At 68.8% G+C, this 23,706-nt stretch carries 23 protein-coding genes, 1 tRNA gene and 2 pseudogenes; 8 read left to right on the forward strand and 18 right to left on the reverse strand.

All coding sequences use genetic code 11. The annotated features are described in order from the left end of the window. Nucleotides 1–83: 83 nt before the first annotated feature. The 11 genes and pseudogenes from rpmE to L0C25_RS02705 all read right to left on the reverse strand — a co-directional run. Nucleotides 84–290: a 50S ribosomal protein L31 gene (rpmE, locus tag L0C25_RS02655; protein WP_271634835.1), complete on the reverse strand. Its 207-nt coding sequence runs from the start codon at nt 288–290 to the stop codon at nt 84–86. A gap of 110 nt (nt 291–400) precedes the next feature. Further along, nucleotides 401–876 (reverse strand): annotated as a pseudogene (locus L0C25_RS02660) (glutathione peroxidase). Beyond that, nucleotides 873–1,385 (reverse strand): methyltransferase family protein, encoded by a 513-nt coding sequence (locus L0C25_RS02665; RefSeq protein ID WP_271634836.1) that lies wholly within the window; start codon nt 1,383–1,385, stop codon nt 873–875. Before L0C25_RS02665 ends, L0C25_RS02660 begins: the two are co-directional and overlap by 4 nt. Nucleotides 1,386–1,395: 10 nt before the next feature. After that, the gene (locus L0C25_RS02670) at nt 1,396–2,064 is read right to left on the reverse strand and encodes a pentapeptide repeat-containing protein (RefSeq protein WP_271634837.1); all 669 of its coding nucleotides are present in this window, start codon (nt 2,062–2,064) and stop codon (nt 1,396–1,398) included. Between the two features lie 60 nt (nt 2,065–2,124). Next, entirely contained in the window at nt 2,125–4,080 is a 1,956-nt protein-coding gene (gene rho, locus L0C25_RS02675; protein ID WP_408641663.1) for a transcription termination factor Rho, read from the reverse strand. Between the two features lie 342 nt (nt 4,081–4,422). Beyond that, entirely contained in the window at nt 4,423–5,328 is a 906-nt protein-coding gene (thrB, locus tag L0C25_RS02680; protein ID WP_271634838.1) for a homoserine kinase, read from the reverse strand. Continuing rightward, nucleotides 5,325–6,419, reverse strand: a complete 1,095-nt coding sequence (gene thrC, locus L0C25_RS02685) for a threonine synthase (protein WP_271634839.1) — start codon at nt 6,417–6,419, stop codon at nt 5,325–5,327. Before thrC ends, thrB begins: the two co-directional genes overlap by 4 nt. Next, nucleotides 6,416–7,777 (reverse strand): homoserine dehydrogenase, encoded by a 1,362-nt coding sequence (locus L0C25_RS02690; protein WP_271636783.1) that lies wholly within the window; start codon nt 7,775–7,777, stop codon nt 6,416–6,418. The genes thrC and L0C25_RS02690 overlap by 4 nt, the downstream gene beginning before the upstream one ends. A gap of 42 nt (nt 7,778–7,819) precedes the next feature. Beyond that, the gene (lysA, locus tag L0C25_RS02695) at nt 7,820–9,217 is read right to left on the reverse strand and encodes a diaminopimelate decarboxylase (protein ID WP_271634840.1); all 1,398 of its coding nucleotides are present in this window, start codon (nt 9,215–9,217) and stop codon (nt 7,820–7,822) included. Between the two features lie 6 nt (nt 9,218–9,223). Continuing rightward, on the reverse strand, nt 9,224–10,480 hold the full coding sequence (gene argS, locus L0C25_RS02700; protein ID WP_271634841.1) for an arginine--tRNA ligase: 1,257 nt from the start codon (nt 10,478–10,480) through the stop codon (nt 9,224–9,226). Between the two features lie 190 nt (nt 10,481–10,670). Further along, nucleotides 10,671–10,889 (reverse strand): annotated as a pseudogene (locus L0C25_RS02705) (arginine--tRNA ligase); the annotation flags it as partial. A gap of 196 nt (nt 10,890–11,085) precedes the next feature. Here L0C25_RS02705 and L0C25_RS02710 point away from each other — a divergent pair. Both L0C25_RS02710 and L0C25_RS02715 read left to right on the forward strand, forming a co-directional pair. Continuing rightward, complete coding sequence (locus L0C25_RS02710; protein WP_271634842.1) at nt 11,086–11,664, forward strand: TetR/AcrR family transcriptional regulator; 579 nt, start codon at nt 11,086–11,088, stop codon at nt 11,662–11,664. Between the two features lie 151 nt (nt 11,665–11,815). Then, nucleotides 11,816–12,712 carry an SDR family oxidoreductase gene (locus L0C25_RS02715; protein ID WP_271634843.1) on the forward strand — a complete coding sequence of 299 codons (897 nt, stop codon included), beginning with the start codon at nt 11,816–11,818 and terminating at the stop codon, nt 12,710–12,712. Nucleotides 12,713–12,769: 57 nt separating this feature from the next. Here the strand turns inward: L0C25_RS02715 and L0C25_RS02720 are convergent, their stop codons facing one another. Further along, the gene (locus L0C25_RS02720; RefSeq protein WP_271634844.1) at nt 12,770–13,141 is read right to left on the reverse strand and encodes a response regulator; all 372 of its coding nucleotides are present in this window, start codon (nt 13,139–13,141) and stop codon (nt 12,770–12,772) included. A 67-nt stretch (nt 13,142–13,208) separates the two neighbouring features. On the opposite strand from L0C25_RS02720, the gene L0C25_RS02725 reads away from it, so the two are divergent. After that, nucleotides 13,209–13,280, forward strand: a tRNA-Arg gene (locus L0C25_RS02725). A gap of 118 nt (nt 13,281–13,398) precedes the next feature. Here the strand turns inward: L0C25_RS02725 and L0C25_RS02730 are convergent. Continuing rightward, nucleotides 13,399–14,856, reverse strand: a complete 1,458-nt coding sequence (locus L0C25_RS02730; protein ID WP_271634845.1) for an Nramp family divalent metal transporter — start codon at nt 14,854–14,856, stop codon at nt 13,399–13,401. A gap of 207 nt (nt 14,857–15,063) precedes the next feature. On the opposite strand from L0C25_RS02730, the gene L0C25_RS02735 reads away from it, so the two are divergent. The 3 genes from L0C25_RS02735 to L0C25_RS02745 all read left to right on the forward strand — a co-directional run bounded on the left by L0C25_RS02735 (nt 15,064) and on the right by L0C25_RS02745 (nt 16,839). Further along, nucleotides 15,064–15,756 carry an NUDIX domain-containing protein gene (locus L0C25_RS02735; protein ID WP_271634846.1) on the forward strand — a complete coding sequence of 231 codons (693 nt, stop codon included), beginning with the start codon at nt 15,064–15,066 and terminating at the stop codon, nt 15,754–15,756. Between the two features lie 156 nt (nt 15,757–15,912). Further along, entirely contained in the window at nt 15,913–16,218 is a 306-nt protein-coding gene (locus L0C25_RS02740; RefSeq protein ID WP_271634847.1) for a hypothetical protein, read from the forward strand. Nucleotides 16,219–16,266: 48 nt separating this feature from the next. Then, the gene (locus L0C25_RS02745; protein WP_271634848.1) at nt 16,267–16,839 is read left to right on the forward strand and encodes an LOG family protein; all 573 of its coding nucleotides are present in this window, start codon (nt 16,267–16,269) and stop codon (nt 16,837–16,839) included. Between the two features lie 38 nt (nt 16,840–16,877). Here the strand turns inward: L0C25_RS02745 and lat are convergent, their stop codons facing one another. Next, nucleotides 16,878–18,227 carry an L-lysine 6-transaminase gene (lat, locus tag L0C25_RS02750; RefSeq protein ID WP_271634849.1) on the reverse strand — a complete coding sequence of 450 codons (1,350 nt, stop codon included), beginning with the start codon at nt 18,225–18,227 and terminating at the stop codon, nt 16,878–16,880. Nucleotides 18,228–18,344: 117 nt separating this feature from the next. Then, a complete protein-coding gene (locus L0C25_RS02755) occupies nt 18,345–18,869 on the reverse strand; it encodes a TetR/AcrR family transcriptional regulator (RefSeq protein WP_271634850.1) in 525 nt (174 codons plus the stop codon). Nucleotides 18,870–18,954: 85 nt separating this feature from the next. On the opposite strand from L0C25_RS02755, the gene L0C25_RS02760 reads away from it, so the two are divergent. Further along, on the forward strand, nt 18,955–19,671 hold the full coding sequence (locus L0C25_RS02760) for an MBL fold metallo-hydrolase (protein WP_271634851.1): 717 nt from the start codon (nt 18,955–18,957) through the stop codon (nt 19,669–19,671). Here the strand turns inward: L0C25_RS02760 and L0C25_RS02765 are convergent. Together L0C25_RS02765 and L0C25_RS02770 are read right to left on the reverse strand one after the other, a co-directional pair. After that, on the reverse strand, nt 19,668–20,312 hold the full coding sequence (locus L0C25_RS02765; protein ID WP_271634852.1) for a LysE family translocator: 645 nt from the start codon (nt 20,310–20,312) through the stop codon (nt 19,668–19,670). The two genes, L0C25_RS02760 and L0C25_RS02765, sit on opposite strands and share 4 nt — an antisense overlap. A gap of 98 nt (nt 20,313–20,410) precedes the next feature. Beyond that, nucleotides 20,411–21,841, reverse strand: a complete 1,431-nt coding sequence (locus tag L0C25_RS02770; protein WP_271634853.1) for an MFS transporter — start codon at nt 21,839–21,841, stop codon at nt 20,411–20,413. A 124-nt stretch (nt 21,842–21,965) separates the two neighbouring features. Here L0C25_RS02770 and L0C25_RS02775 point away from each other — a divergent pair, with 124 nt between their 5' ends. Beyond that, nucleotides 21,966–22,619: a TetR/AcrR family transcriptional regulator gene (locus L0C25_RS02775; RefSeq protein WP_271634854.1), complete on the forward strand. Its 654-nt coding sequence runs from the start codon at nt 21,966–21,968 to the stop codon at nt 22,617–22,619. A 12-nt stretch (nt 22,620–22,631) separates the two neighbouring features. Here L0C25_RS02775 and L0C25_RS02780 read toward each other — a convergent pair whose 3' ends face one another. Then, the gene (locus L0C25_RS02780) at nt 22,632–23,501 is read right to left on the reverse strand and encodes an aldo/keto reductase family oxidoreductase (RefSeq protein ID WP_271634855.1); all 870 of its coding nucleotides are present in this window, start codon (nt 23,499–23,501) and stop codon (nt 22,632–22,634) included. Between the last annotated feature and the right edge of the window lie 205 nt (nt 23,502–23,706).

Consider the following 23,706-nt stretch of genomic DNA (forward strand, 5'->3'; position numbering starts at 1 on the left):
ACCTCTCGTAGCGGCCGTACCCGGACATGACGACGGCGCCGACCCGCGAGCGAGGGGCTCGCCGGGTCGGCGCCGTAACGCAGCTACTTCTTCGCGTACCGCTTCTCGAAGCGGGCGACGCGGCCACCGGTGTCCAGAATCTTCTGCTTACCGGTGTAGAACGGGTGGCACTGCGAGCACACATCGGCGTGCATGACGCCGTCGGACTTGGTGCTGCGCGTCGTGAAGGTGCTGCCGCAGGTACACGTGACCTCGGTCAGCACATACGCAGGGTGGATGTCGCGCTTCATGGGGTTTCCTCTCAGACGTGGTGCCCTGGGTCGGGAATCCGTGAACCAGGACCGTCCGCCAGTCTCTCACTGACACCAAAGTCAACGCCAATCGAGGGGTGGATATTCCGCTACAGCAGCGCCTCGACGTCGGCGGCGATCTTGTCCGGCTTCGTGGCCGGCGCGTACCGCTTCACGACGAAGCCGGCGCGGTCGACGAGGAACTTCGTGAAGTTCCACTTGACCCGGTCGCCGAGCACACCGCCCTGCTCGCCCTTCAGCCAGCGGTACAGCGGATGCGCGTCGTCGCCGTTGACGTCGATCTTCGCGAACATCGGAACGTCACGCCGTACGTCGTCGAGCAGAAGGCCGCGATCTCGTCCTCGCCGCCGGGCTCCTGGTGGTTGAACTGGTTGCACGGAAAGCCGAGCACGACGAGACCGCGCTCGGCGTACGTGCGGTACAGCTCCTCGAGACCCTCGTACTGCGGCGTGAAGCCGCACTTGGACGCGGTGTTGACGACCAGGAGCACCTTGCCGCGATAGTCCGCGAGCGTACGTTGTGCGCCGTCGATGTCGGTCGCCTCGAAGTCGTACGCCGTCGTCATCTGCTCTCCTCGGGTTGCCACGGGGTAAGTCGGGGGTACCAGCCGGGTACGTTCTCACAGTACGTGGCGTACTGCGCGCCGTACCGGCGGCGCAGCGTCGGCTGCTCGTACGCGACCGTGAACGTCCACACGGCCGCGCAGAACACCACCAGCCAGATCGCAACGCCACGGTCCTCGAAGAACAGTGCCTGGCCGCCGATCATCGCGGCAACGGCGACGTACATCGGATTGCGGACCCAGCGGTAGAGGCCGCCGACGACGAGGAGCTCGGTCGGCGCCGTGGGGGCCGGCGTGCCGTGGCCCTCGATGACGAACTGGACGAACGCGGCGACGACGAGCGCGAGTCCGGCCGCCGCGAGAGCGATGCCGGCTCCCTGCGCCCAGCCGAACGGGCCGTCGTACGCCCAGCCGGTGAGCAACCACGGGACGAGACCGGCCGTGACACCCGGGGCGGCGAGGAAGAACAGGCCGGACATCACGGCGTCGGCTCGGACGGAGTTGCTCATCATGTGATGAATTCTACTCCGGTATGTGCGCCCCGGCCGGTGCGATGGCGATGCCGAGCGCCGAGGCGAGCTGGTAGCCGAGGCCGACCAGGTCGAGCGGGTCGATCGTCGCACCCGCCAGGCTGGTCACTCCGCCGATGCCGTCGAGCACGCAGGCCTCGAACCGCACCCGGTCGAGAGTGACCTCGCGGAAGTCGGCGCCGGTGAGGTTGCAGTCGACGAAGCGTACGTCGGTGAGAGAAGCGGACGCGAAGTCGCCGCCGGTCACCTTGCAGCCATCGAAGACGACCCTGCGAAGGGTGGCGAACCGCCAGTTGGACAGGTCGACGGCACAGCCGGTGAGCCGGACGTTCTGCACGGTGCAGCCGGACAGGTCGATGCCCGTGAGCCGGCTCCGGGCCACCGCGACCCGCTGCCACCCGCAGTCGGTCATCGCGACATTGCCGAGGTCGCACTCGTCGACGACGGCATCACCGATCACACATCTGCGCCAGGTCGATGCGGCCCAGCGACTCGCCGCGAACCGGCATTCATCGACTTCGGTGAGCTCGAAGGCCGCACCGCTCAGGTCGAGATCGGCGTACGCCAGACCGCTGACCGTCGCGTCGGACCGGATCGGCTCGGCCGCCACCGGCAGCTCGTCGGGCAGGCGTGGTGGCGTGGGAACGCGCGGATCGGTCACGGCCACCAAAGTAGACGACGCCGCCGACAGCACGGGACTGTCGGCGGCGTCGGTGCTCTGCTAGTCGTCGCCGTTGTTGCTGCGGCGACCGCTGGCGACCGGAGTCGTCTTGTTGACCTGCATCAGGAACTCGACGTTGCTCTTGGTGCTCTTGAGCTTCTCCAGCATCAGCTCGAGCGCCTGCTGCCCGTCGAGGCCGGAGAGGACGCGGCGGAGCTTCCAGACGACGGCCAGCTCCTCCTTGCTCATCAGCAGCTCTTCGCGACGCGTACCCGACGCATCGACGTCGATGGCCGGGAAGATCCGCTTGTCGGCGAACTCGCGCCTCAGCCGGAGCTCCATGTTGCCCGTGCCCTTGAACTCCTCGAAGATGACCTCGTCCATCTTGGACCCGGTCTCGACGAGCGCCGACGCCAGAATCGTCAGCGAGCCGCCATCCTCGATGTTGCGGGCAGCGCCGAAGAAGCGCTTCGGCGGGTAGAGCGCCGACGAGTCGACACCACCGGACAGGATGCGCCCGCTCGCCGGAGCCGCGAGGTTGTACGCGCGCCCGAGGCGGGTGATCGAGTCGAGGAGGACGACCACGTCGTGGCCGAGCTCGACGAGCCGCTTGGCCCGCTCGATGGCGAGCTCCGCGACCGTCGTGTGGTCGTCGGCCGGCCGGTCGAACGTCGACGCGATGACCTCGCCGTTGACCGTGCGCTGCATGTCGGTGACCTCTTCGGGCCGCTCGTCGACCAGCACGACCATCAGGTGGCACTCGGGGTTGTTGGTGGTGATCGCGTTCGCGACCGCCTGCATGATCATCGTCTTGCCGGCCTTCGGCGGCGACACGATCAGGCCGCGCTGCCCCTTGCCGATCGGCGCGACGATGTCGATGATCCGCGTCGTGTACGCCGTGGCATCGGTCTCGAGCCGGAGTCGCTCGGAGGCGTACAGCGGCGTGAGCTTGGAGAAGTCGACGCGCTTCTTCGCCTCCTCGACCTCCATGCCGTTGATCGACTCGATGCGGACGAGCGGGTTGAACTTCTCCTTGCGCTCGCCTTCACGGGTCTGGCGCACCTGGCCGACGATCGCGTCGCCCTTGCGCAGGCCCCACTTGCGGACCATCGACAGCGACACGTACACGTCGTTCGGACCGGGCAGGTAGCCGCTGGTGCGTACGAAGGCGTAGTTGTCGAGAACGTCGAGGATGCCCGCGGCCGGGATGAGGACGTCGTCCTCGCCGACGGCCGGCTCGGCCTCGGGACCGCGGCGATCGCGGTTGCGGTTGCGGTTGCGGCTCCGCCGACGACGCCCGCCGCTCTCGTTGCGGTCGTCGCGATCGCCGCGCTGCTGGTCGTCGCGCTGCTGATCGCCGCGCTTCTGGTCGTCACGCTGCTGATCGTCACGCTGCTGATCGTCACGCTGCTGATCGCCGCGCTTCTGATCGCCGCGCTTCTGGTCACCGCGCTGCTGATCGTCACGCTTCTGATCGCCGCGCTTCTGGTCACCGCGCTGCTGATCGTCACGCTTCTGGTCGCCGCGCTGCTGGTCGTCACGCTTCTGGTCGCCGTGCTTGGCGTCGCGCTTCTGGTCGTCACGCTTCTGATCGCCGTGCTTGGCGTCGCGCTTCTTGTCGTCGCGCGGCGTGTCCTGCGTCTGATCGGCCCGCTCGTCGTCGGCACGGGCGGCGGGCGCCTGCTGCTGGACGATCGCCTCGCTGCGCGCCGGTTCGGCGGGCGCGGACTCGATCGGAAGCGTCGCCGGCTCCTCACCCGTCGCGGGCTTGGAGGCGGCCGCTGCGACGGTCTGGCCGGATCCGCCCTGCGCGGCCTGGATGGCCTCGATCAGCGCGCCCTTGCGCATCCGACCGGTGCCCTTGATGCCAAGCCCGCTCGCGATCTGCTGCAGCTCGGCGATCACCTTGCCGTTGAGTCCCCCTCCGCCACGACGGCGAGGTGCCGACGAAGCCGCTTCTGCGGCCTCGGCACCGGAATCACCAGCGGCCGGGGTGAAAGTTTCTGTTTCTGACACGTGAGGTCCTTCCCACGTTCGGTCGGGAGCGGGTTCGCTGACCGGTCCCGAGTCCTGGACGCATACCGGTATATCCGTGTACGCGGACTCGCCCGCATCTGGCAGACGAGGTTTGCGAAATCGGTGGATTCTCCGCACGTCATACGAGCCGCACCGCGGCACCGGCAGCCCAAGATCATGCCAGAGCGCCCGGGAAACCCTCACAACGTGGTGGGAGATAGGTGGCCGAAACGGTTGGGGACATGGATTTCTGCCCCGGTCCGGATTCGGACCACTGACGAAGACTCTAACACTCGAGGCGGCCGCGATGTTCCCAGAGGGGGTAACGACTCGCCGTCGAAATCAGGCGTGGATTCGACGCGCACCGACGTTGGTCGCTTCCAGCGCTCGGGCCGTCCAACCCGTGGGGCTTCTGGCCATCAGGGCGTCGGTGTCCGCGGCATCTCCCGAGAAGGTCAGAACGGTCGGCCCGGCACCGGAGATGACCGCAGGAACACCGTTCTGTCGAAGCTCGGACATGAACTCGAAGGACTCCGCCATCGCCGGCGAGCGGTACGCCTGGTGCAGGTCGTCCTGAGTCGCGGCGAGGAGCAGCTCGCGCCTGCCGCCGAGCGCCGTGACGAGCAACGCCGCACGTCCCGCGTTGCGCGCCGCGTCGGCGTGGGGAACGTCGCCGGGCAGCAGCGCGCGTGCCTCGTCGGTCGACACCTCGTACGGCGGCACGAACACCACGACCGACGCCTCGACGGGGATGTGCACGGCCTCGACGACATCGAGGTCGACCCACGCGATCGTCAACCCGCCCAGCAGGGCCGCGGCAACGTTGTCGGGATGCCCCTCGATCCGCGCCGCAAGCGACAGCGCCTCGGTGTCGGGCAGCAGCCGGGCGCCGCCTTCGACGAGCTCGCGCGCCGCGACGATGCCACCCACGATCGCGGCCGACGACGAGCCCATGCCTCGGGCATGCGGGATACGGTTTGCGCAGCGCACCCGCAGGCCCGGCGGACGTCCGCCCATGGCGTCGAACGCCGCGAGCATCGAAGCGGCCACCAGGTGCGTCTCGTCCGTCGGCAGCTGATCGGCTCCGACGCCCTCGACGTCGACCCGGACCCCCGCTCCGGCCGCCTCCGCGGTGATCTCGTCGCCGTACGCGAGTGCGAGACCCATCGCGTCGTACCCCGGCCCGAGGTTCGCACTCGTCGCAGGGGACGCGATCGTGACGGGACGGGACAGGAACCGCGGGCTCATGTCAGTCCAGCCGCCCTTGCCGCCGCGCGTACGTCGGCGTCGACGACGTCATCGACGACCGGCCCGCGGCCGGTGAGCGCGGTATCGATGTCCTTGAGGCCATGACCGGTTACGGTCACGACAACCGATTGTCCCGGATCGAGCTCGCCGCCGTCGGCCGCGGCGACCAGGCCGGCGACACCCGCCGCCGAGCCCGGCTCGACGAAGACGCCCTCGTGCGATGCGAGGTCGCGTTGCGCCTGCATGATCTGCTCGTCGGTGACGGCGTCGATGCGTCCGCTCGACTCGTCACGGGCGTTCACGGCGAGGTCCCACGAGGCCGGGTTGCCGACCCGGATCGCCGAAGCGATCGTCTCCGGATCGGGTACGGGAGCGCCGCGCACGATCGGCGCGGCCCCCTCGGCCTGGAAACCCCACAGTCGTGGCGAGTGCGAGGCCGCGCCCGCCCGGGCGTACTCGGTGTATCCCAGCCAGTACGCCGAGATGTTGCCCGCGTTGCCGACCGGCATCACGTGGACGTCGGGGGCGTCGCCGATGGCGTCCACGATCTCGAACGCCGCCGTCTTCTGGCCCTGCAGCCGCACCCGGTTGACCGAGTTGACGAGGGCGACGGGGTAGTCGTCGGACAGCCCTCGGGCGATCGCCAGGCAGTCGTCGAAGCCGCCGCGTACCTGGATGACCTGCGCTCCATGCATCAGCGCCTGCGCCATCTTGCCCGCGGCGATGCGACCGTGCGGCACCAGCACGATCGGGTTCAGACGGGCCCGGACGGCGTACGCCGCCATCGACGCCGACGTATTGCCCGTCGAGGCGCACACGACCGCACGCGCTCCGGCCTCGGCCGCCTTGGTGATCGCGACCGTCATGCCGCGGTCCTTGAACGACCCGGTCGGGTTGTCGCCCTCGACCTTGAGGCGCACCTCGCAGCGCGTGCGTTCTGACAGCCACTGCGCCTCGATGAGGGGGGTGCCGCCCTCGCACAGGGTCACCGGCTTCGTGTCCGCGGACACGGGAAGCCACGCTCGGTACTCCTCGATCACCCCACGCCACTGATGCGCCCGATGCACTCTTGCATCACCGGTCACCGTCATCGTGAGCCTCCTCGGATTGTCGCGCTCGTCGAGCCGCTCGTTCCTCGCTCTCTCCTCGCCGCTCCGCCTTCGACGCGCATCACCGACGAGACGTCGCGCACCATGGCGAGGTCGCGAAGCTCACGTACTGTCGTCGACAGCGAGGCGTCCTCGGCCTCGTGCGTCACGACGACGAGCTGCGCGTCGTCACCGCGACCTTCCTGTCGAACGGTCTTGATCGATACGTCGTGCTCGGCGAAGGCGTGCGCGACCGTTGCGAGCACGCCCGGCTTGTCGTCGACGTCGATCGAGATGTGGAACCGCGTACGAGCGCGGCCGATGTCGAGCACCTCGGCGCGCGCATGCATCGACTCCGCTGGCCCGCGTACGCCCAGCAGGCGGTGCCGGGCCACGCCCATCAGGTCGCCCATGACCGCGCTCGCCGACGGCGGACCACCCGCACCGGGCCCGTAGAACATCAGCTGCCCCGCTGACTCGCTCTCGACGAACACGGCGTTGTACGCCTCGCGCACGCTCGCGAGCGGATGGCTGTCGGGGATCATCACCGGATGCACGCGCGCCGAGACCGCTGACCCGCTTGGCGTATCGAGACGCTCACAGATCGCGAGCAGCTTGACGACACAGCCCATCTCGGCGGCGGCGCGTACGTCTGTCGCAGACACCTCGGTGATGCCCTCGCGGTAGACGTCCGCGCTGGTGACGCGGGTGTGGAACGCGAGGCTGGCCAGGATCGCGGCCTTCGCGGCAGCGTCGAAGCCCTCGACGTCCGCCGTCGGGTCGGCCTCGGCGTACCCGAGCTCCTGCGCCTTGTCTAGCGCGTCGCTGAATCCGGCGCCGGTCGTCGTCATGGCGTCGAGCACGTAGTTCGTGGTGCCGTTGACGATGCCGAGTACGCGGTGCACGTGGTCGCCGGCGAGCGAGTCTCGTAGCGGCCGCACGATCGGGATCGCACCCGCGACGGCGGCTTCGAAGTACAGGTCGCGGTCGGCAGCGGCCGCGGCATCGGCGAGCGTCTCGCCGTCCTCGGCGAGCAGCGCCTTGTTCGCGGTGACGACCGACTTGCCGCTGGCGAGTGCGCTCAGGATGAGCTCACGCGCGGGCTCGATGCCGCCGATCACCTCCACCACGATGTCGACGTCGTCGCGGGTGACGAGGGCTGCCGCGTCCGTCGTCACCAGCGCCGGGTCGAGGTCGACGCCTCGATCACGGTCGAGCCGGCGTACTGCGACGCCCGCGAGCTCGAGCCGGGCGCCGATGCGTTGCTCCAGCTCGTCGGCGTCGCGGAGCATGATCCGCGCAACGTCGGAACCGACGTTGCCGCAGCCGAGCAGAGCGACCCGCAGCGTCGGGCGGCTCATGGGGGAGGTCACCCGCACAGCCTATCGGCGGGAAGCCTGAGCTCAGTAGCCGACGTCGAGGGCGAGCATCTCGTCCTCGGTCTCGCGGCGAAGCATCAGGCGCACCTCGCCCTCGCGCACCGCGACGACCGCAGCCTTGGGCACGTGGTTGTAGTTGCTCGCCATCGAGCGACAGTACGCCCCGGTGCCCGGTACCGCGACCAGGTCAGCGATCGCGAGGTCGCCCGGCAGGAACTCGTCCTTGACGATGATGTCGCCCGCCTCGCAGTGCTTGCCGACGATGCGGGTGAGCGTCGGTTCGACCTCCGAACCTCTCGACGCGAGGGTGCAGGAGTAGTCGGCGTCGTACAACGCGGTGCGGATGTTGTCGCTCATGCCACCGTCGACCGAGACGTACGTACGCGTGGCGCCGCCGTCGAGCGCGACCGGCTTGACCGTGCCCACCTCGTAGAGCGTGAACGTCGAAGGGCCGGCGATCGCCCGCCCGGGCTCGATCGAAAGCCGCGGCATCGCGACACCGAGCGCGCCGCACTCGTACGCGACGATCTCGCGCATCCCCGCCGCCAGTTGCGCCGGCGTCGACGGGTCGTCCTGGGTGGTGTACGCGATGCCGAACCCGCCACCGAGGTCGAGCTCGGGTGGCGTGTACCCGTACTCCTTGATGATCTGCGCGTGCAGCCCGACGACTCGGCGCGCCGCGACCTCGAAGCCCGAGGTGTCGAAGATCTGCGAGCCGATGTGGGAGTGCACGCCGAGGAGCGCCATGCTCGGTTCGTCCAGGATGCGGCGTACCGCGTCGAGCGCTTGGCCGTCGGTGATCGACAGGCCGAACTTCTGGTCCTCGTGCGCGGTGGCGATGTACTCATGGGTGTGCGCCTCGACCCCCGCGGTCACCCGCACCATCACCCGGGCGGTGACCCCGAGCTCGGTGGCGACCTCGACGATGCGGTCGATCTCCGCGTGCGAGTCGACGATGATCCGCCCGACACCGGCGTCCAGCGCGCGTACGAGCTCGCGGCGCGACTTGTTGTTGCCGTGCAGGCCGATGCGCTTCGCCGGTACGCCGGCGCGCAGCGCCACCGCGAGCTCGCCGGCCGTACACACGTCGAGGTTCAGGCCCTCCTCGTCGACCCAGCGGGCCGTCGCCGTGCATAGGAAGGCCTTGCCCGCGTAGTAGACGTCCCAGCCGACGAACGCCTCCCGGAATGCCCGGGCGCGATCGCGGAAGTCCTGCTCGTCCACGACGTACGTCGGCGTGCCGTACTCGCGGGCGATGTCGAGCACCGACACCCCACCGGCGGTGAGTACGCCGTCGACCTTCGTGACGGTCGCCGGCCAGAGCTGCGGTACGAGGGCGTTCGGGTCGTCCGGCTGATCGAGCCACGCCGGCCCGCGCGTACCGGCCTGGCCGTGCAGGGCGCCTGCCTCATGTGCGCGCATCGTGCCTCACATCCGCTCGGGAGCGTCGACGCCGAGCAGGTCGAGGCCGTTGCGGAGAACGATCCGCGTCGCCGCAGTGAGCATCAGCCGTGCCCGATGAAGGTCGGTGGCGTCCTCGTCGCCCATCGGCAGCACCCGGCACTCGTCATAGAACTTGTGGAACGTCGACGCCGTTTCTTCCAGGTAGCGCGCGACCCGATGCGGCTCGCGAAGCTCGGCGGCCTTCGCTACCACCCGTGGGAACTCGGCAAGGGCGCGCAGCAGGGTGCCTTCGCGCTCGTGCGAGAGCAGCGATGCGTCGAGTGTCGCGGGATCGACCGCGAGGCCGAGATCGGTCGCGTTGCGCAGGATCGACGACAGGCGGGCGTGCGCGTACTGCACGTAGAACACCGGGTTGTCGCTGGCCTGCCGGGTGATCTCGTCGACGTCGAGGGTCAGCGGCGAGTCGGTCGGGTAGCGCGTCAGCGAGTAGCGCAGCGAGTCGACGCCGATCAGGTCGACGAGCTCCTGCAACGTGACCAAGGTGCCCGCCCGCTTGGAGAGCTTGAGCTCCTCGCCGTCCTTGAGAATCTTGACCAGCTGTCCGATCAGGACCTGGAGGTTGCGGTCGGGTTGGTCGCCCGCGCACGCCGCCATCGCCTTCAGCCGCCCGACGTACCCGTGATGGTCGGCACCGAGCAGATAGATGCACAGGTCGAACCCGCGCTCACGCTTGTTGACGTAGTACGCCGTGTCGGACGCGAAGTAGGTGTAGTCGCCGTTGCTCCTGATGAGCACGCGGTCCTTGTCGTCACCGAAGTCGGTCGTGCGCATCCAGACTGCGCCGTCGGTCTCGAAGACGTGGCCCTGCTGCTTCAGCACGTCGAGCCCGTGCTCGACCGCGCCGGAGTCGTGCAGGCTGCGCTCGGAGAACCACACGTCGAAGTGCGTACGAAACGCGTCGAGCTGCTCGCGCTGCTCGGTGAGCTGATGCTCGTACCCCGCCTCGCGGAACGCGACGAGCTGCTCGTCGCGCGGCAGGGACGTGATCGCAGGATCGGCGTCGGCGATCGTCTGCGCCAGTTCGGTGACGTACGCGCCGTGGTAGCCGTCGTCCGGAGTCGGCTCACCCTGCGCCGCGGCCATCAGGGACGCGCCGAAGCTGTCCATCTGGGTGCCGCGGTCGTTGGTGTAGAACTCGCGGGTGACCTTCGCGCCGGCGGCGATCAGGACGCGCGCCAGGGCGTCGCCGACTGCCGCCCAGCGCGTATGGCCGATGTGCAACGGGCCCGTGGGGTTGGCAGAGATGAACTTCGAGGTTGACCGACGTACCGGTCAGCGCGTCGCTGGTGCCGTACGCGTCGCCGGCCGCGACGACCTGCGCCGCGACCTCGCCCTGCGCGCCGGCCTCGACCCGCAGGTTCAGGAATCCGGGACCGGCGATCTCTGCCGATGCGACACCGTCGGCCGACGCGAGCTCGTCGGCGAGGAGCTGGGCGAACTCGCGCGGGTTCTGGCCGGCCCGCTTGGCAAGCTGCAGCGCGACGTTCGTGGCGTAGTCACCGTGCTCGCGCTGCTTCGGTCGTTCCACGCGTACCTGCGTCGGAACGCCGTCGGGCAGCGCGACGTCTCCGCGCTCGACGAGCGTGGTGAGGGCAGAGACGATCACGTCGGACAGCTGCTCGGGGGTCACCGGGCAAGGGTATCCACGGCGGCCACGGGTAGCGCCACCGGTTTGCCTTCGCGTACCGACGGCCGATCGCCCCAGCCGAGCCGGTGGCGCCAGACCGCGACGGAACTTCGCGGATGCGGGACTCGCGCATATCTATATGCGTCGTGTCTCGCAATATAGGGTCCAACGAGACACGGCGTGCAGGGACGAGGCGGAAATGGTGAGCGAGCACGGCAAGGTCGGCCGCCCGCGCAGCGAGCAGGCACGCGCCGCCGTCCTGCACGCCGTCGACGATCTCGTGGTCGAGGTCGGATACGGCGCCGTGACCCTCAAGGGGATCGCGGAGCGTGCCGGCGTGTCGCGTCAGACCGTCTATCGCTGGTGGTCGACCAAGGCCGAGATCCTGCTGGAGGCCAGCGTCATCGACGCCCGGCAGGAGCTGGACGTTCCCGAACACGACGACCCCGTTGAGGACCTCACCGCCTATCTCGATGCGCTGATCGTCTTCCTGACGACCTCGCCGGCGGGGGCGGCCTACCGGGCCTTGCTCGGAGAGGCACAGCACGACAACGCCGTACGTGAGCTGCTCGGCAACAACGACCTGCTCGGCGAGAGCGCAGCGGCGGTCATCGCCCGCGCGATCCCCGAGGCCGAACGGCGAGTCGCCATGACCTGGGCGACGGCACAGCTCGTCGGCCCGGTCTTCTTCTGGATCCTCAGCGGGCGAGACCCGGACGAGCTCCGGCGCGGCCCCCTTCTCGACGACTTCCTGCGAGCGGTCGCCTCGCGGCGTTGACCGCTCGGCGCCTCCCTCGCCGTCCGTCGAGTGCTCGTCGAACTTTCTAGACACCGTGCACCGTTATCGTGTTACAGTTTCTGAGCACCATGACTCGTAATAGCGGCTGTGCCCGCTCGTAGCCCGAGAGGGCGGAAGGGAGATCGCGCGCATGCGTGTCTTCGTAACAGGTTCCACCGGCTGGATCGGATCGGCCACGGTCGATGAACTGCTCCGATCCGGTCACGAGGTGACCGGGCTCGCCCGGTCAGAGAAGTCCGCGGCGACGCTCGCGGCCAAGGGCGCAGAGGCGCTGCCGGGCGACCTGGATGACCTCGAATCACTCCGCCGCGGGGCGGCCGGCGCCGACGCGGTCGTGCACCTCGCCAACAAGCACGACTGGGCCGACCCCGTCGGCACCGACCGTGCCGAGCGGGCCGCCGTCGAGGCGGTCCTGGACGCCCTCGACGGATCCGCGAAACCGTTCGTGATCGCGAACGGCCTGTCGGGGCTGGTCGAGGGGCGCGCCGCGCTCGAGTCCGACGCGTCGCCCGCCGTCGGTCCGGGCTCCGACCGCGGCGGATCCGAGAACCTCACGCTCGATGCGGTCTCTCGCGGCATCCGTGCCGTCGCGGTCCGTTTCGCACCCAGCGTGCACGGGCGCGGAGATTGGGGCTTCGTGACCTTCCTCGTCGCCGCCGCCCGCGCCAGCGGCGTCTCCGGCTACGTCGGCGACGGCACCACCGAGTGGTCGGCCGTGCACGTCAGCGACGCTGCGCACCTGATCCGGCTGGGACTCGAGTCCGCCCCCGGCGGTACCCGAATGCACGCGGTCGCCGAGCAGGCGATTCCTACCCGTGCGATCGCCGAGGCGATCGGCGCGGCCCTCGGCCTCCCGGTCACCTCGATCGATCCCGACGACGTCGGAGATCACTTCGGAATCGTCGGCGACTTCTTCAGCCAGACCCTGACCGGCTCCAGCGAGGCCACTCGCGACCTGCTGTCGTGGTCTCCGACCGGCCCCACCCTCATCGAGGACATCGCCGCGGGCGCGTACACCGGTGACTGAGTCCATCCATCAACGCGCATCACAGCAGTGTCCACTCTCGCCATGCTGACCTGCTGCTCAGAGGAGCAGCGACCTGATCGTGTCGACCAACTGGTCCGGGTCGAACGGCTTCACGACGTACGCGTCCGCGCCCGCCGCACGACCTCGTCGGATGTCCGTCGCCTGCGCCTGCGTCGTCACCATCACGATGGGTACGTACGCGGTCGACTCGCGCGCTCGAAGGGCCTGAACGGTGTCGAACCCGTTCAACTGTGGCATCACCACGTCGACGGTGATGAGGTCGGGCGCGATCTCATCGACCCGCTCGAGGCACTCGACCCCGTCGGACGCTTCCTCGACCCGGAACCCCTCGAGCTCGAGGTTCGTACGGATCAAGAGCCGGATCGACGCCGTGTCGTCCACGACGAGCACGGTGCGTTCGGCCGCCATGCGCACAACAGTAGTGCGGTTGGACGTGGCCGGCGCGCATTACGGTAGGCTTCGGGACGCCCGATGAGCCCCCGTAGCTCAGGGGATAGAGCACCGCCCTCCGGAGGCGGGTGCGCAGGTTCGAATCCTGCCGGGGGCGCCCACACATCACCGCAACCCACCCGCCGCCGCCGAGACAAATAGACATTTGTTATGCCCTGGCCTAACAAATGTCTATTTGTCCGACAGGATCGCGGCGTGAGGCCGTCGCCGTTTTCTCAGAACAGCGTCTGGTACTGGTCGATCAGCAGGATCACCGAGAAGAACCCGTAGAACAGGATCGCCCACGCGATCGCCGCGTACCGGCCGCCCTTCAGCCCGATCTCGCGCGGTAGCACCCGACGGTTCAGCACCATCAGCAGCACCGAGTAGACGAACATCACCAGACCGTTCAGCGCCGATGCGATGACAAGTAGCACCAGCGGCTGGTCGATCCCCGAGAGCAGAATGATCGACCCGAAGGCGATCTCGAGCCAGACCATCGACAGGTAGATGCGGCTTTCGCTCCACCGCGTGCTGTCGCGAAGCGGCCCGGTCTTGAGCACGTCGGCCGTGACGCGACCGACCATGTCCAGCACCGTGAGGTTCGTCGAGAACAACACGATCGTGCCGGTCAGCCAGAACGCCGTCGACAGCCAGTCACCGTACTCGTTGCCGAGCACATCGCCCTGCAGCTTGATGAAGTCGAAGTCCTCGGCGTCACCGCCGACGCCGAGGGTCGAGTACGTCACCGCCATGAAGACGAGCAGCGTGATACCGCCGATCAGCAGGAACGTGACGACCTGCTCGCGGTTGGCAACCTTCCACCACCCGTTCCAGCGCCGCAGGTTCTCGGCGTCACGCGGGAAGAAGTAGCCCGTCGTCGGCGCCGCGACCTCCTCGCCGGTCAACGGCGAGACCACCTTCGGCAGGCGCTGGCCCATGCCGAGTCCCTTGTCTCGTATCCAGTTCGACTGGGTCAGGTTCATCGCACCACCCGCCCCGGCGAAGGCGATCGCGCCGAGCAGCGTCGCCGCCCCGATGTCGCTGACTCCACCCGGGATCTCGTCGACGGCCCCGAATCCCTTGGCCAGCTCGAGATAGCCGTCGCCGCCGATCAGCGCGAACATCGCGTACACGACGAATATGACGATCAGGCTGACCAGGAAGAACTGGATTTTCTCGACAGTCCGGTACACGACCGGAGACAGCGTCAACACCGCGCCGATCAGGATCAGGATGCCGATCGTCACGTACGGGATCGCGTCTTCGGAGAAGCCAAGGACGAAGCTCAACGTCGTCGTACCGCCAGTCGCCCATCCCGGCCATGCCCACGGGATGACGGTCATCACGATGAACAACCAACCCCAGTGCTTCCACAGGCGGGTGAAGCCGGTGACCGCCGTCTCGCCGGTCGCGAGCGTGTAGCGCTCGATCTCCATGTTCAGGAAGTACTGCGTCCCGATGCCCAGGACAACGAGCCAGACCAGCACGAGGCCGACCTGCGAGGTGATGTACGGCCACAGCACGTACTCACCGGAACCGAGTGCGCCGGCGAGCAGCAGCACGCTCGGACCGAGCACCTTCTTCATCGGGAGGGGTTCGGGTAGGTCGGCGTACATCGCCGGCGGGACGTGTTTGCTGGGTAGCTCCTCGACGGGCCCCGATCCGCCAGGACGCTGGGTTGCCTCGGACATCTCGTCTCCTCTGGGCCACACTTCGGTCCCGAGACGGTCTTCATCGAGCCCAGCAATACGAAAGGAAACGTCCGCATCGTGGAACCCGACGGCCCCGGTCGGTACCGTACCGCGGATCGCGGTCGACCGCATGGCTGTGCCTACGCTGTCCGCCATGACGACGAACCGACCCCGAATGACCGGCGGTTGCGCTCCGATCGGTGCCCGGTGACGACGGGCGACGGCGTACGCGGGGCGGACATCCCGGACTCTCGCGGCCGCACGGGTCTCCACCGCGCCGGCCTCGACCTCGACCGAAACCCCGACGTCGTCGTCCGAGACGTCGCGGTGACGTCCGACGGATGGCATGTCCTGCGCCGTACGACATTCGACTACCGGCGCCGCAGCGGCGAGTGGGTCACCCAGGAACGCGAGACGTACGACCGCGGCAACGGGGCGACGATCCTGCTGTACGACCCTGAGCGCCGGATGGTGCTACTCGCCAAGCAGTTCCGGTTCTCGGTGTACGTAAACGGCCACGCCGACGGAATGCTCATCGAGACCGCGGCCGGCCTGCTCGACAGCGACGACCCCGAGACCGCGATCCGACGAGAGGCGTCCGAGGAGGTCGGGGTTGCCGTCGGCGAGATGCAACACGTGTTCAACGCCTACATGAGCCCGGGCTCGGTTACCGAGCGCCTGCACTTCTTCGCCGCCCCCTATTCGGCGAGGGACCGTGGCGCCGGCGGCGGGTTGGAGGCGGAAGGCGAGGACATCGAGGTGTTGGAGGTGCCCGTCGACGAGGCGCTGGCGATGACGCGCGACGGACGGATCACCGACGGCAAGACGATCATGCTCCTCCAATGGGCTGTGCTCGACGGGCCGTTCGCGCGGGCGCGCCCGGGCGGCGATGGTCGCTAGCGGCGCACAACGATCTCTGCCCCGTACGACTTTTCGCACCGGCGACCGATGAGTTCGAACTCTCGGGTCCGTCTACGTATCAAACGCAGCGACGCGGATCTCGTCTAGATATCGAATGTCGTACCCGTTGGAACGCGAAGCCCGGAGGAGGACACCATGCGCGGCACCGAATGCACCGTCACCACCGACCAGCCGCGCCCGATCGTCGGTCGCGAGCTGGAGCCAACCTCACCTCGCCCTCAGACGCGTCGGCTCCACGTCGACCGGCCGTGCTACGTCGGCCGAGAGGCGACCGGTGCCTGGACCTGGCACTGCTCGTTGTGCCCGCTGCCGCTCGGCCTCGTCGCCAACGCCGCCGACGGCTGGCACGCCGCGATCGACGAGGCAACCCACCACCTGCGCACTGCCCACGGCGATTCCGTGCCGGTGCCGGCGGAGAACGGCTGGCTGCTCGCCGCCTGAACGTACGCCGCGGTCGCGTCGCCTCGTCGCGGTGATAGACACGGACTCGTGCGCATCGCCATCTTCACCGGATCCTCCGACGGCCCCGAACCCCACCGTGCCGCCGCGGCCGCTCTCGGCACCCGACTCGCCGAGTCCGGCGTCGGCGTCGTGTACGGAGGCGCGCACGTCGGCCTGATGGGAGTGCTCGCCGACGCCGCGCTCGACGCGGGTGGCGACGTCACCGGAGTGATCCCCCAGCAGCTCGTCGACTGGGAGGTGGCACACGATCGGCTGACGCGGATAGAGGTCGTCGACACGATGCACGAACGCAAGGCCCGCATGGCCGACCTCGCCGACGCGTTCGTTGCACTGCCGGGCGGCGCGGGCACGCTCGAGGAGCTGTTCGAGGTGTTCACCTGGGGCCAGCTCGGCCTGCACACGAAGCCGACCTCGCTGCTCGACGTCGACGGCTTCTACGAACCGCTGCTCGACCAGCTCCGCCGCATGGTCGAACACGGATACCTCCGCGGCCCGTTCTTGGACGCTCTCGGCGTGGTACGCGACGCCGACGAGCTGCTCGCGTACATCGCCGACTACCGGCACCCACGCAGAAAGTGGGCGGCCGCGTCCGAACGTTGATCGTTCGGACGCGGCCGCCCCCTGCTCGGCTGCGCTCGTCAGCCCGCGAGCACCTTGTCGAGCGCAGTGAGCGCAACGCCCAGCTCATCGCGCGAGATCGAGAGCGCCGGGCGGAAGCGTACGGACCGCTCGCCGCTCGGCAGCGCCAGTACGTGCTGCTCGGTGAGTCCGCTGAGCACCGCCGCCCGAGCATCGCCGTCGGGCAGGTCGAACGCGACCATCAGGCCACGGCCGCGTACGTTGCTCACGGCCGAGTGCCGGCCGGCGAGCTCCTGAAGCTGCTCAACCAGCCATGCGCCGGTCTCGCCCGCGCGGGTCATGTAGTCGTGGCGCTCGATGATCTCGAGAAGCCGTCGGGCGCGGACCATGTCGACCAGGCCACCGCCCCACGTCGAGTTGATCCGACCCGAGACGTGGAAGACGTTGTCTGCAACATCGTCGACGCGTCGGCCGGCCATGATGCCGCCGACCTGCACCTTCTTGGAGAACGCGACGACGTCCGGCTCGAGGCCGAGCTGCTGGTACGCCCATGGCGCCCCGGTGAAGCCGGCGCCGGTCTGCACCTCGTCGACGATGAACAGCGCGTCGTACTCGTGGCAGAGCGCCTGCATCGCCTGCAGGAACTCGGCACGCATGTGGTTGTCGCCGCCCTCGCCCTGAATCGGCTCCGCGATGAAGCAGGCGATGTCGTGCGGGTTCGCCTCGAACGCGGCGCGCGCCTGCTCGAGTGCATGGGCCTCCGCGGCCTCGACCTCGGCCAGGTGCTCGTCGAGCGGGAAGGTGATCGCCGGGACGTCGATGCGCGGCCAGTCGAACTTCGCGAACCGGTCGGTCTTGTTCGGGTCGGTGTTGGTCAGCGACATCGTGTAGCCGGTACGACCGTGGAACGCCCGCGTCAGGTGCAGCACCTTGGTGCCCAGGTCACGCGAGCGCCCGGCGGTTTCGTTCTGCCGGCTCTTCCAGTCGAAGGCGACCTTGAGTGCGTTCTCGACCGCGAGGCCGCCGCCCTCGACGAAGAACAGGTACGGCAGTGCCGGGTCACCGAGCACGCGGTCGAACGTCTCGACGAACTCCGCGAGCTCGGAGCTGTAGATGTCGGAGTTGGCGGGCTTGTTCGCGGCGATCTTGGCCAGCTCGGCCATGAACTCCTGGTCCTCGACGAGCTCGGCGGGGTTGCAGCCGAGCGGCGAGGACGCGAAGAACGTGTACAGGTCGAGGAAGCGCTCGCCGCTCACAGCGTCGACGAGCCACGAGCCCTGCGACGCAACCGGGTCGAGCACCAGCCGGAAGCCGTCGGTCAGCATGTGCCGCGACAGGCTCTCACGCACCTCGCTCGGCTCAACCCGGGCGGACACCATCTGCGGGGCCACTACAGATTCTGCGGTCATGCTCATCTCCTCACGAATATCATCCGGTCATATCGGCGATCTAGCCGCGATTATTCCAGCATAGCGAGGAAAGCGTGCCCCGTCACGACAGGGCAACAACGAGCTGCGCGCGCCTTCTCACGGGCTCTCCAGCCCGGCCCGCAGGCGCTCGAGCCCGTACTCGAACGCACGATCCACGTCGCCGCCCATCCGGAACGCGCCCGTCAGCTCCATCTGGATGAAACCGGTCATCCAGGCCGTCACGAGCCGAGCCGCCTCCAAGGCATCGGTGCCCACGAGCCGGCGCGTCGCCGAAAGGACCGGCGCTGCTGCCCGATCCAACGCCTCGCCGGGCGCGAGCGGCGTGAGCAGCAGGCGGAAGCCCTCGGGCCGCTCGTGGGCGAACGCCCGGTACGCGCGAACGACCGAGTCGAGCGTGCCGTCGGATGCAGCGAGGCGTTCGGTCAGGTCCCCGGCGGTTGCCGCGGCCACGGCCCGGAGGAGGGCATCGCGATCGCGTACGCGCTTGTACAGCGAGGGCGCCCGGACACCGACCCGCTCGGCGACCCGCTGCATGGTGAGCGACGTCGGCCCACCCTCCTCGAGCAGGTCTCGACCGACGGAGACGATCTCCGCGAGCGAGGTGCGATTCGGCGTCGGCATGAACCCACCCTCCGGCTATTGACATTAGCCATGATGGCTACGTACGATAGCTATCGTACCACTGCTCAAGACCGAAGGCGCTTCCGTGAAGCTCGCACCGAACCTCCACCGCATCGGCAACGACATCGTCGCCGCGTACCTCGTCGACACCCCGGACGGCATCACGCTCATCGACGCCGGGCTACCCGGTCTCTGGCGCGACCTGCAGAAGGAACTCGCATCGCTGGAGAAGTCGCCCTCCGACATCCGGGGCCTCGTCCTCACGCACGGCGACAGTGACCACATCGGGTTCGCCGAACGGCTCCGCCGGGAGTACGACGTGCCGGTCTTCGTCCATGCCGCAGACGCCGATCGAGCGCGCACCGGCAAGAAACCCAAGGTCTCGACACCACCGATGCGCGCAGGCGCAGCGGTCGGGTTCTTCGCCTATGCGCTCCGCAAGAACGGCATCCGCACGAGGTACGTACGCGAGGTCACCGAGATGCACGATGGCGACGCGCTGGACCTTCCCGGCTCACCCACGATCATCGCAATGCCGGGCCACTCCCCCGGCAGCGTCGCCGTCCACGTCCCCGCCGTGGACGCCGTCTTCGTCGGCGACGCGCTGACGACGCGGCATGTACTCACCGGCGCCGCCGGGCCGCAGCCCGCGCCCTTCACCGACGATCCGCAGCTCGCTCTCGAGTCGCTCGACCGGCTCGCAGGCATACAGGCCTCCTGGGTGCTGCCCGGGCACGGCACGCCCTGGCAAGGCTCACCCGCCGACATCGCCGCGGCGGTCCGAGGCAGAGAAGCCCGCTAGCTCGTCGCCGGCGAGTGGCGAGCGACCGCCAACCGGACGGCAAGCGCTCCGAGTACGCCGCCCATGACGTACCGCTGAACGCGAAGCCACAATGGCCGCGCGACCAAGAAGGTCGCGAGACCACCCGCGACGAGCACGATGACGCCGTTCACCGTCACCGCGACTCCGACCTGGATGCTGCCCAGCACCAGGCTCTGCGCTGCAACGGCGCCGCGTTCATGGTCGATGAACTGCGGCAGCAGCGACACGTACAGGATGGCGATCTTGGGGTTGAGCAGGTTGGTCACCAGCCCCATGACGAACAGCCGCCGGTTCGAGTCCGGCGCCAGCGCGGCCGGCTCGAAGGCCGAGCGCCCGCCGGGGCGGATGGCCTGCCACGCCAGGTAGAGCAGGTACGCGGCGCCGACGAGCTTCAGCACCGTGTAAGCGCCGGGCACGGCGACGAACACGGCCGACAGCCCGGCCGTCGCGGCCGCGAGGTAGACCAGGAAGCCGCACGCAACGCCGAGCAGCGAGACCAGGCCGGCCATCCGTCCTTGGATCATCGACCTCGACACGAGATAGATCATGTTCGGCCCGGGCATCAACACCAGTCCGAGCTCCACGACCGCGATGCCGATCGCCGCGTCTCGACTCACCATCACGCCATTCCCTCCGTCGCGTCGCGTACCCCTGGACCCGTTCCAACCGGCCGGGACACAGTGCCATTCCGCGACGCATGCGAGCGCAGCGGAGAGTGCTAGTGCGCGTCGGCAGAGTCCTTGCCCGGCAGGAAGGACGCGACGACAAGGGCGGCCAGCGCGGCGGCAGCACCGAGGGCCATCACCACACGGAAGCCGTCCTGCGAGGGCACGGCGACGGCACCGAGGCTGAGCGTCATCCCGGCGAGGACCGCGCCGGCCACCGCGCTCGACACCGAGGTACCGATCGAGCGCATGAGGGTGTTCAGGCTGTTGGCCGCCGCCGTCTCCGAAACCGGAACCGCTGCCATCACGAGAGCAGGCATGGCGCCGTACGCGAGTCCGATGCCGGCCCCGATGACGCACGACGCCAGCACGAGATGCCAGATCTGCGACATCAGGACGACATTCAGCGCGTACCCACACGCGACGACGACAGCGCCCCACATCAGCGTGACCTTGGGCCCGCGGGTACGCGAGATCCGAGCCGACAACGGCGCCATCGCCATCATGACGAGGCCGGACGGCGCCATCACCAGGCCGACCGTCATCATGCCGCGCCCGAGCCCGAACCCGGTCGCTTCGGGCAGCTGGAGCAGCTGCGGGAGCACCAGCGTCATCGCGAACATCGCGAAGCCGAACACCGCCGATGCCGCATTCGTCAGCAGGACCTGCCGCCGCGCGGCCGTACGCAGGTCGACGAGCGGCTCCGACGTACGCAGCTCCCACCACCCCCACACCAGCAGGACCGACGCGGCGGCGACGAACAGACCGGTCGTGAGCCCACTGGCCCACCCCCAGTCGGCCCCCTTCGAGATCGCGAGCAACAGGCACACGAGGGCGGCGGAGAGGCCGACGGCGCCGACGGCATCGAACCGCCCGCCCGTCCGCACCTGTGACTCGGGAACGAGGACCAGCACGAGAACCAGCGCCAGCCCTCCGAGCACGGCAGCGGTCCAGAACAGCAGGTGCCAGTCGGCGTTCTCCGCCAGAAAGGCCGCCGCGGGCAGGCCGAGCGCCCCTCCCACGCCGAGCGAGGCACTCATCAGTGCGGTGGCCGAGCCGAGCCGCTCACGGGGCAGCTCGTCGCGCATGATGCTGATGCCGAGGGCGATCACGCCGGCGGAGAGGCCCTGGAGCGATCTGCCGACGATCATCGGCACCAGGCTGTCGCTCATCGCACCGATGACCGAGCCGACCACCAGGGCGACCAGGCTGACCACCAGCATGCCGCGCTTGCCGTACATGTCGCCGAGGCGACCCATGGTCGGTGTCGCCACGGCCGCCGCGAGGAGCGTCGCGGTGATCGCCCACGCCGCATCCGAGGAGGAGGCGTGCAGCAGGGAGGGCAGCTCGGGGATCAGCGGTACGACCAGGGTCTGCATCAGCGAGACGACGATGCCGGCGAACGCCAACACCGCCACGACGACGTTCGCCTGCCGGGCGGGTTGTGTCTCGGCCTCGGCGATCGTCGTCGGGGCATGCGGCATGGTGTTCTCCTGAAGGAATGGCGGGGCCCGGGATGCTTTAAGTCAACTGACTGAAGTAGCGTGACGAATCTAGGGTACGGATCAGGTTTCGGAACACAACTTGCTGGTGAGAGGTACGACACAGGTGAGCGCAGCGCGGGACGGTGGCGTACGAACCGATCGGGTCAGTGCAACCCGCGGGCGGATCTTGAACACGGCCGAGCGCCTTTTCGCCGAGCGCGGCGTGTTCTCCGTGTCGAACCGACAGGTCAGCGTCGCCGCCGGCCAGGGCAACAACACCGCGGTCGGCTACCACTTCGGCGACAAGCTCGACCTCGTAAGCGCGATCGTCCGTCGGCATTTCGGGCCACTGGAGCAGCGTCGCGAGAGCCTCGTTGCCCGGGCGGGCGAATCCACCGACATCCGCGACTGGGTCGGTTGCCTGGTGCTGCCGATGACCGCGCATCTGGACGCGCTGGAGGATCCGACCTGGTTCGCCCGCTTCAACGCGCAGCTCACCACCGACCCGGCGCTTCGCGCGCTGATCGTCGAGGAGGCGTCGACGACGTCCGTACGTGAGGTCGTCGACCGTATTCGCCGCTGCTCGCCCGACCTCCCCGACGACGTACGCGCCGAGCGCCACGACATGGCCCGCAACCTCATCACGCACATCTGCGCCGAGCGCGAGCGAGCACTCGCCGACGGCACACCGAGCCGCCGCCCGACCTGGGCCGCGACCGGCGCCGGCCTGATCGACGCGATCGTCGCGATCTGGCAGGCGCCCGTCACCGAAACCTGACGGTCGCTGCGGTCAGGAGGCGATGCCGTCCAGCTTCGCCAGCTCGGCCGCAGGTAGTTCGAGGCCGGCACCAGCGACGTTCTCGCGAAGGTGCGCGACGGACGAGGTGCCGGGTATCAGCAGGATGTTCGGGGAACGCTGCAGCAACCACGCGAGCGCGACGGCCAGCGGCGATGCCCCGACGTTGGCGGCAACGGTGCTCAGGACCTCGGACTGCAAGGGCGAGAAGCCGCCGAGCGGAAAGTACGGGACGTACGCGATGCCCTGCTCGTCGAGAGAGTCGATCAGGTCGTCGTCCGCGCGGTTGGCGATGTTGTAGTGGTTCTGCACGCATACAACCGGCGCGATCGACTGCGCCTCGGCAACCTGCTCGGCATTCACCGTGGACACGCCCAGATGCCTGATCAGTCCCTCCTGCTGCAGCTCCGCGAGCGCGGTGAACGGCTCGGCGAGGGAACCCGGCGAAGGGCTGTCGAAGTCGCCGACCCGCAGGTTGACGACGTCGATCGCTTCCAACCCGAGGTGCTCGAGGTTGTCGTGCACCGCCCGTCGCAGCTGCTCGGGAGCAAGGGCCGTCGGCCAGCCACCGTCGGCGTCGCGCAACGCCCCGACCTTCGTCACGATGTGCAAGGAGTCCGGATACGGGTGCAGCGCCTCCCGGATGATCTCGTTGGTGACGTACGGGCCGTAATAGTCGCTGGTGTCGATGTGCGTGATGCCGAGGCGTACGGCCTCCCGAAGCACGGCGAGCGCCTCGTCGCGGTCGGCGGGCGGCCCGAGCACGTGGGGGCCGGCGAGCTGCATCGCCCCGTAGCCCATGCGGGTGACCGTCAGATCCTCGGCCATCGTGAAGGTGCCGCCCGGAACAGTGGTGTCGACCATTTGTGCCCTCTCGCTCTCGTACGTCCGCGCTGGTCGGCGCGTTGCGACTCTAGACTCCATCGCACCATGCCACGTGTACGCCCGGACGCGGGCGATCAGGCCCGAGATCGCGGTCGACTGGGCACCGCCGGACGTGTGCCGGGTCACCCGATCCCGAGTGCGGTTCGCTGGGGCCACGGGATAGCCTGGAACCACAACTTCTCCC

The sequence above is a fragment of the Solicola gregarius genome, from assembly GCF_025790165.1.
Lineage (GTDB): Bacteria > Actinomycetota > Actinomycetes > Propionibacteriales > Nocardioidaceae > Solicola > Solicola gregarius.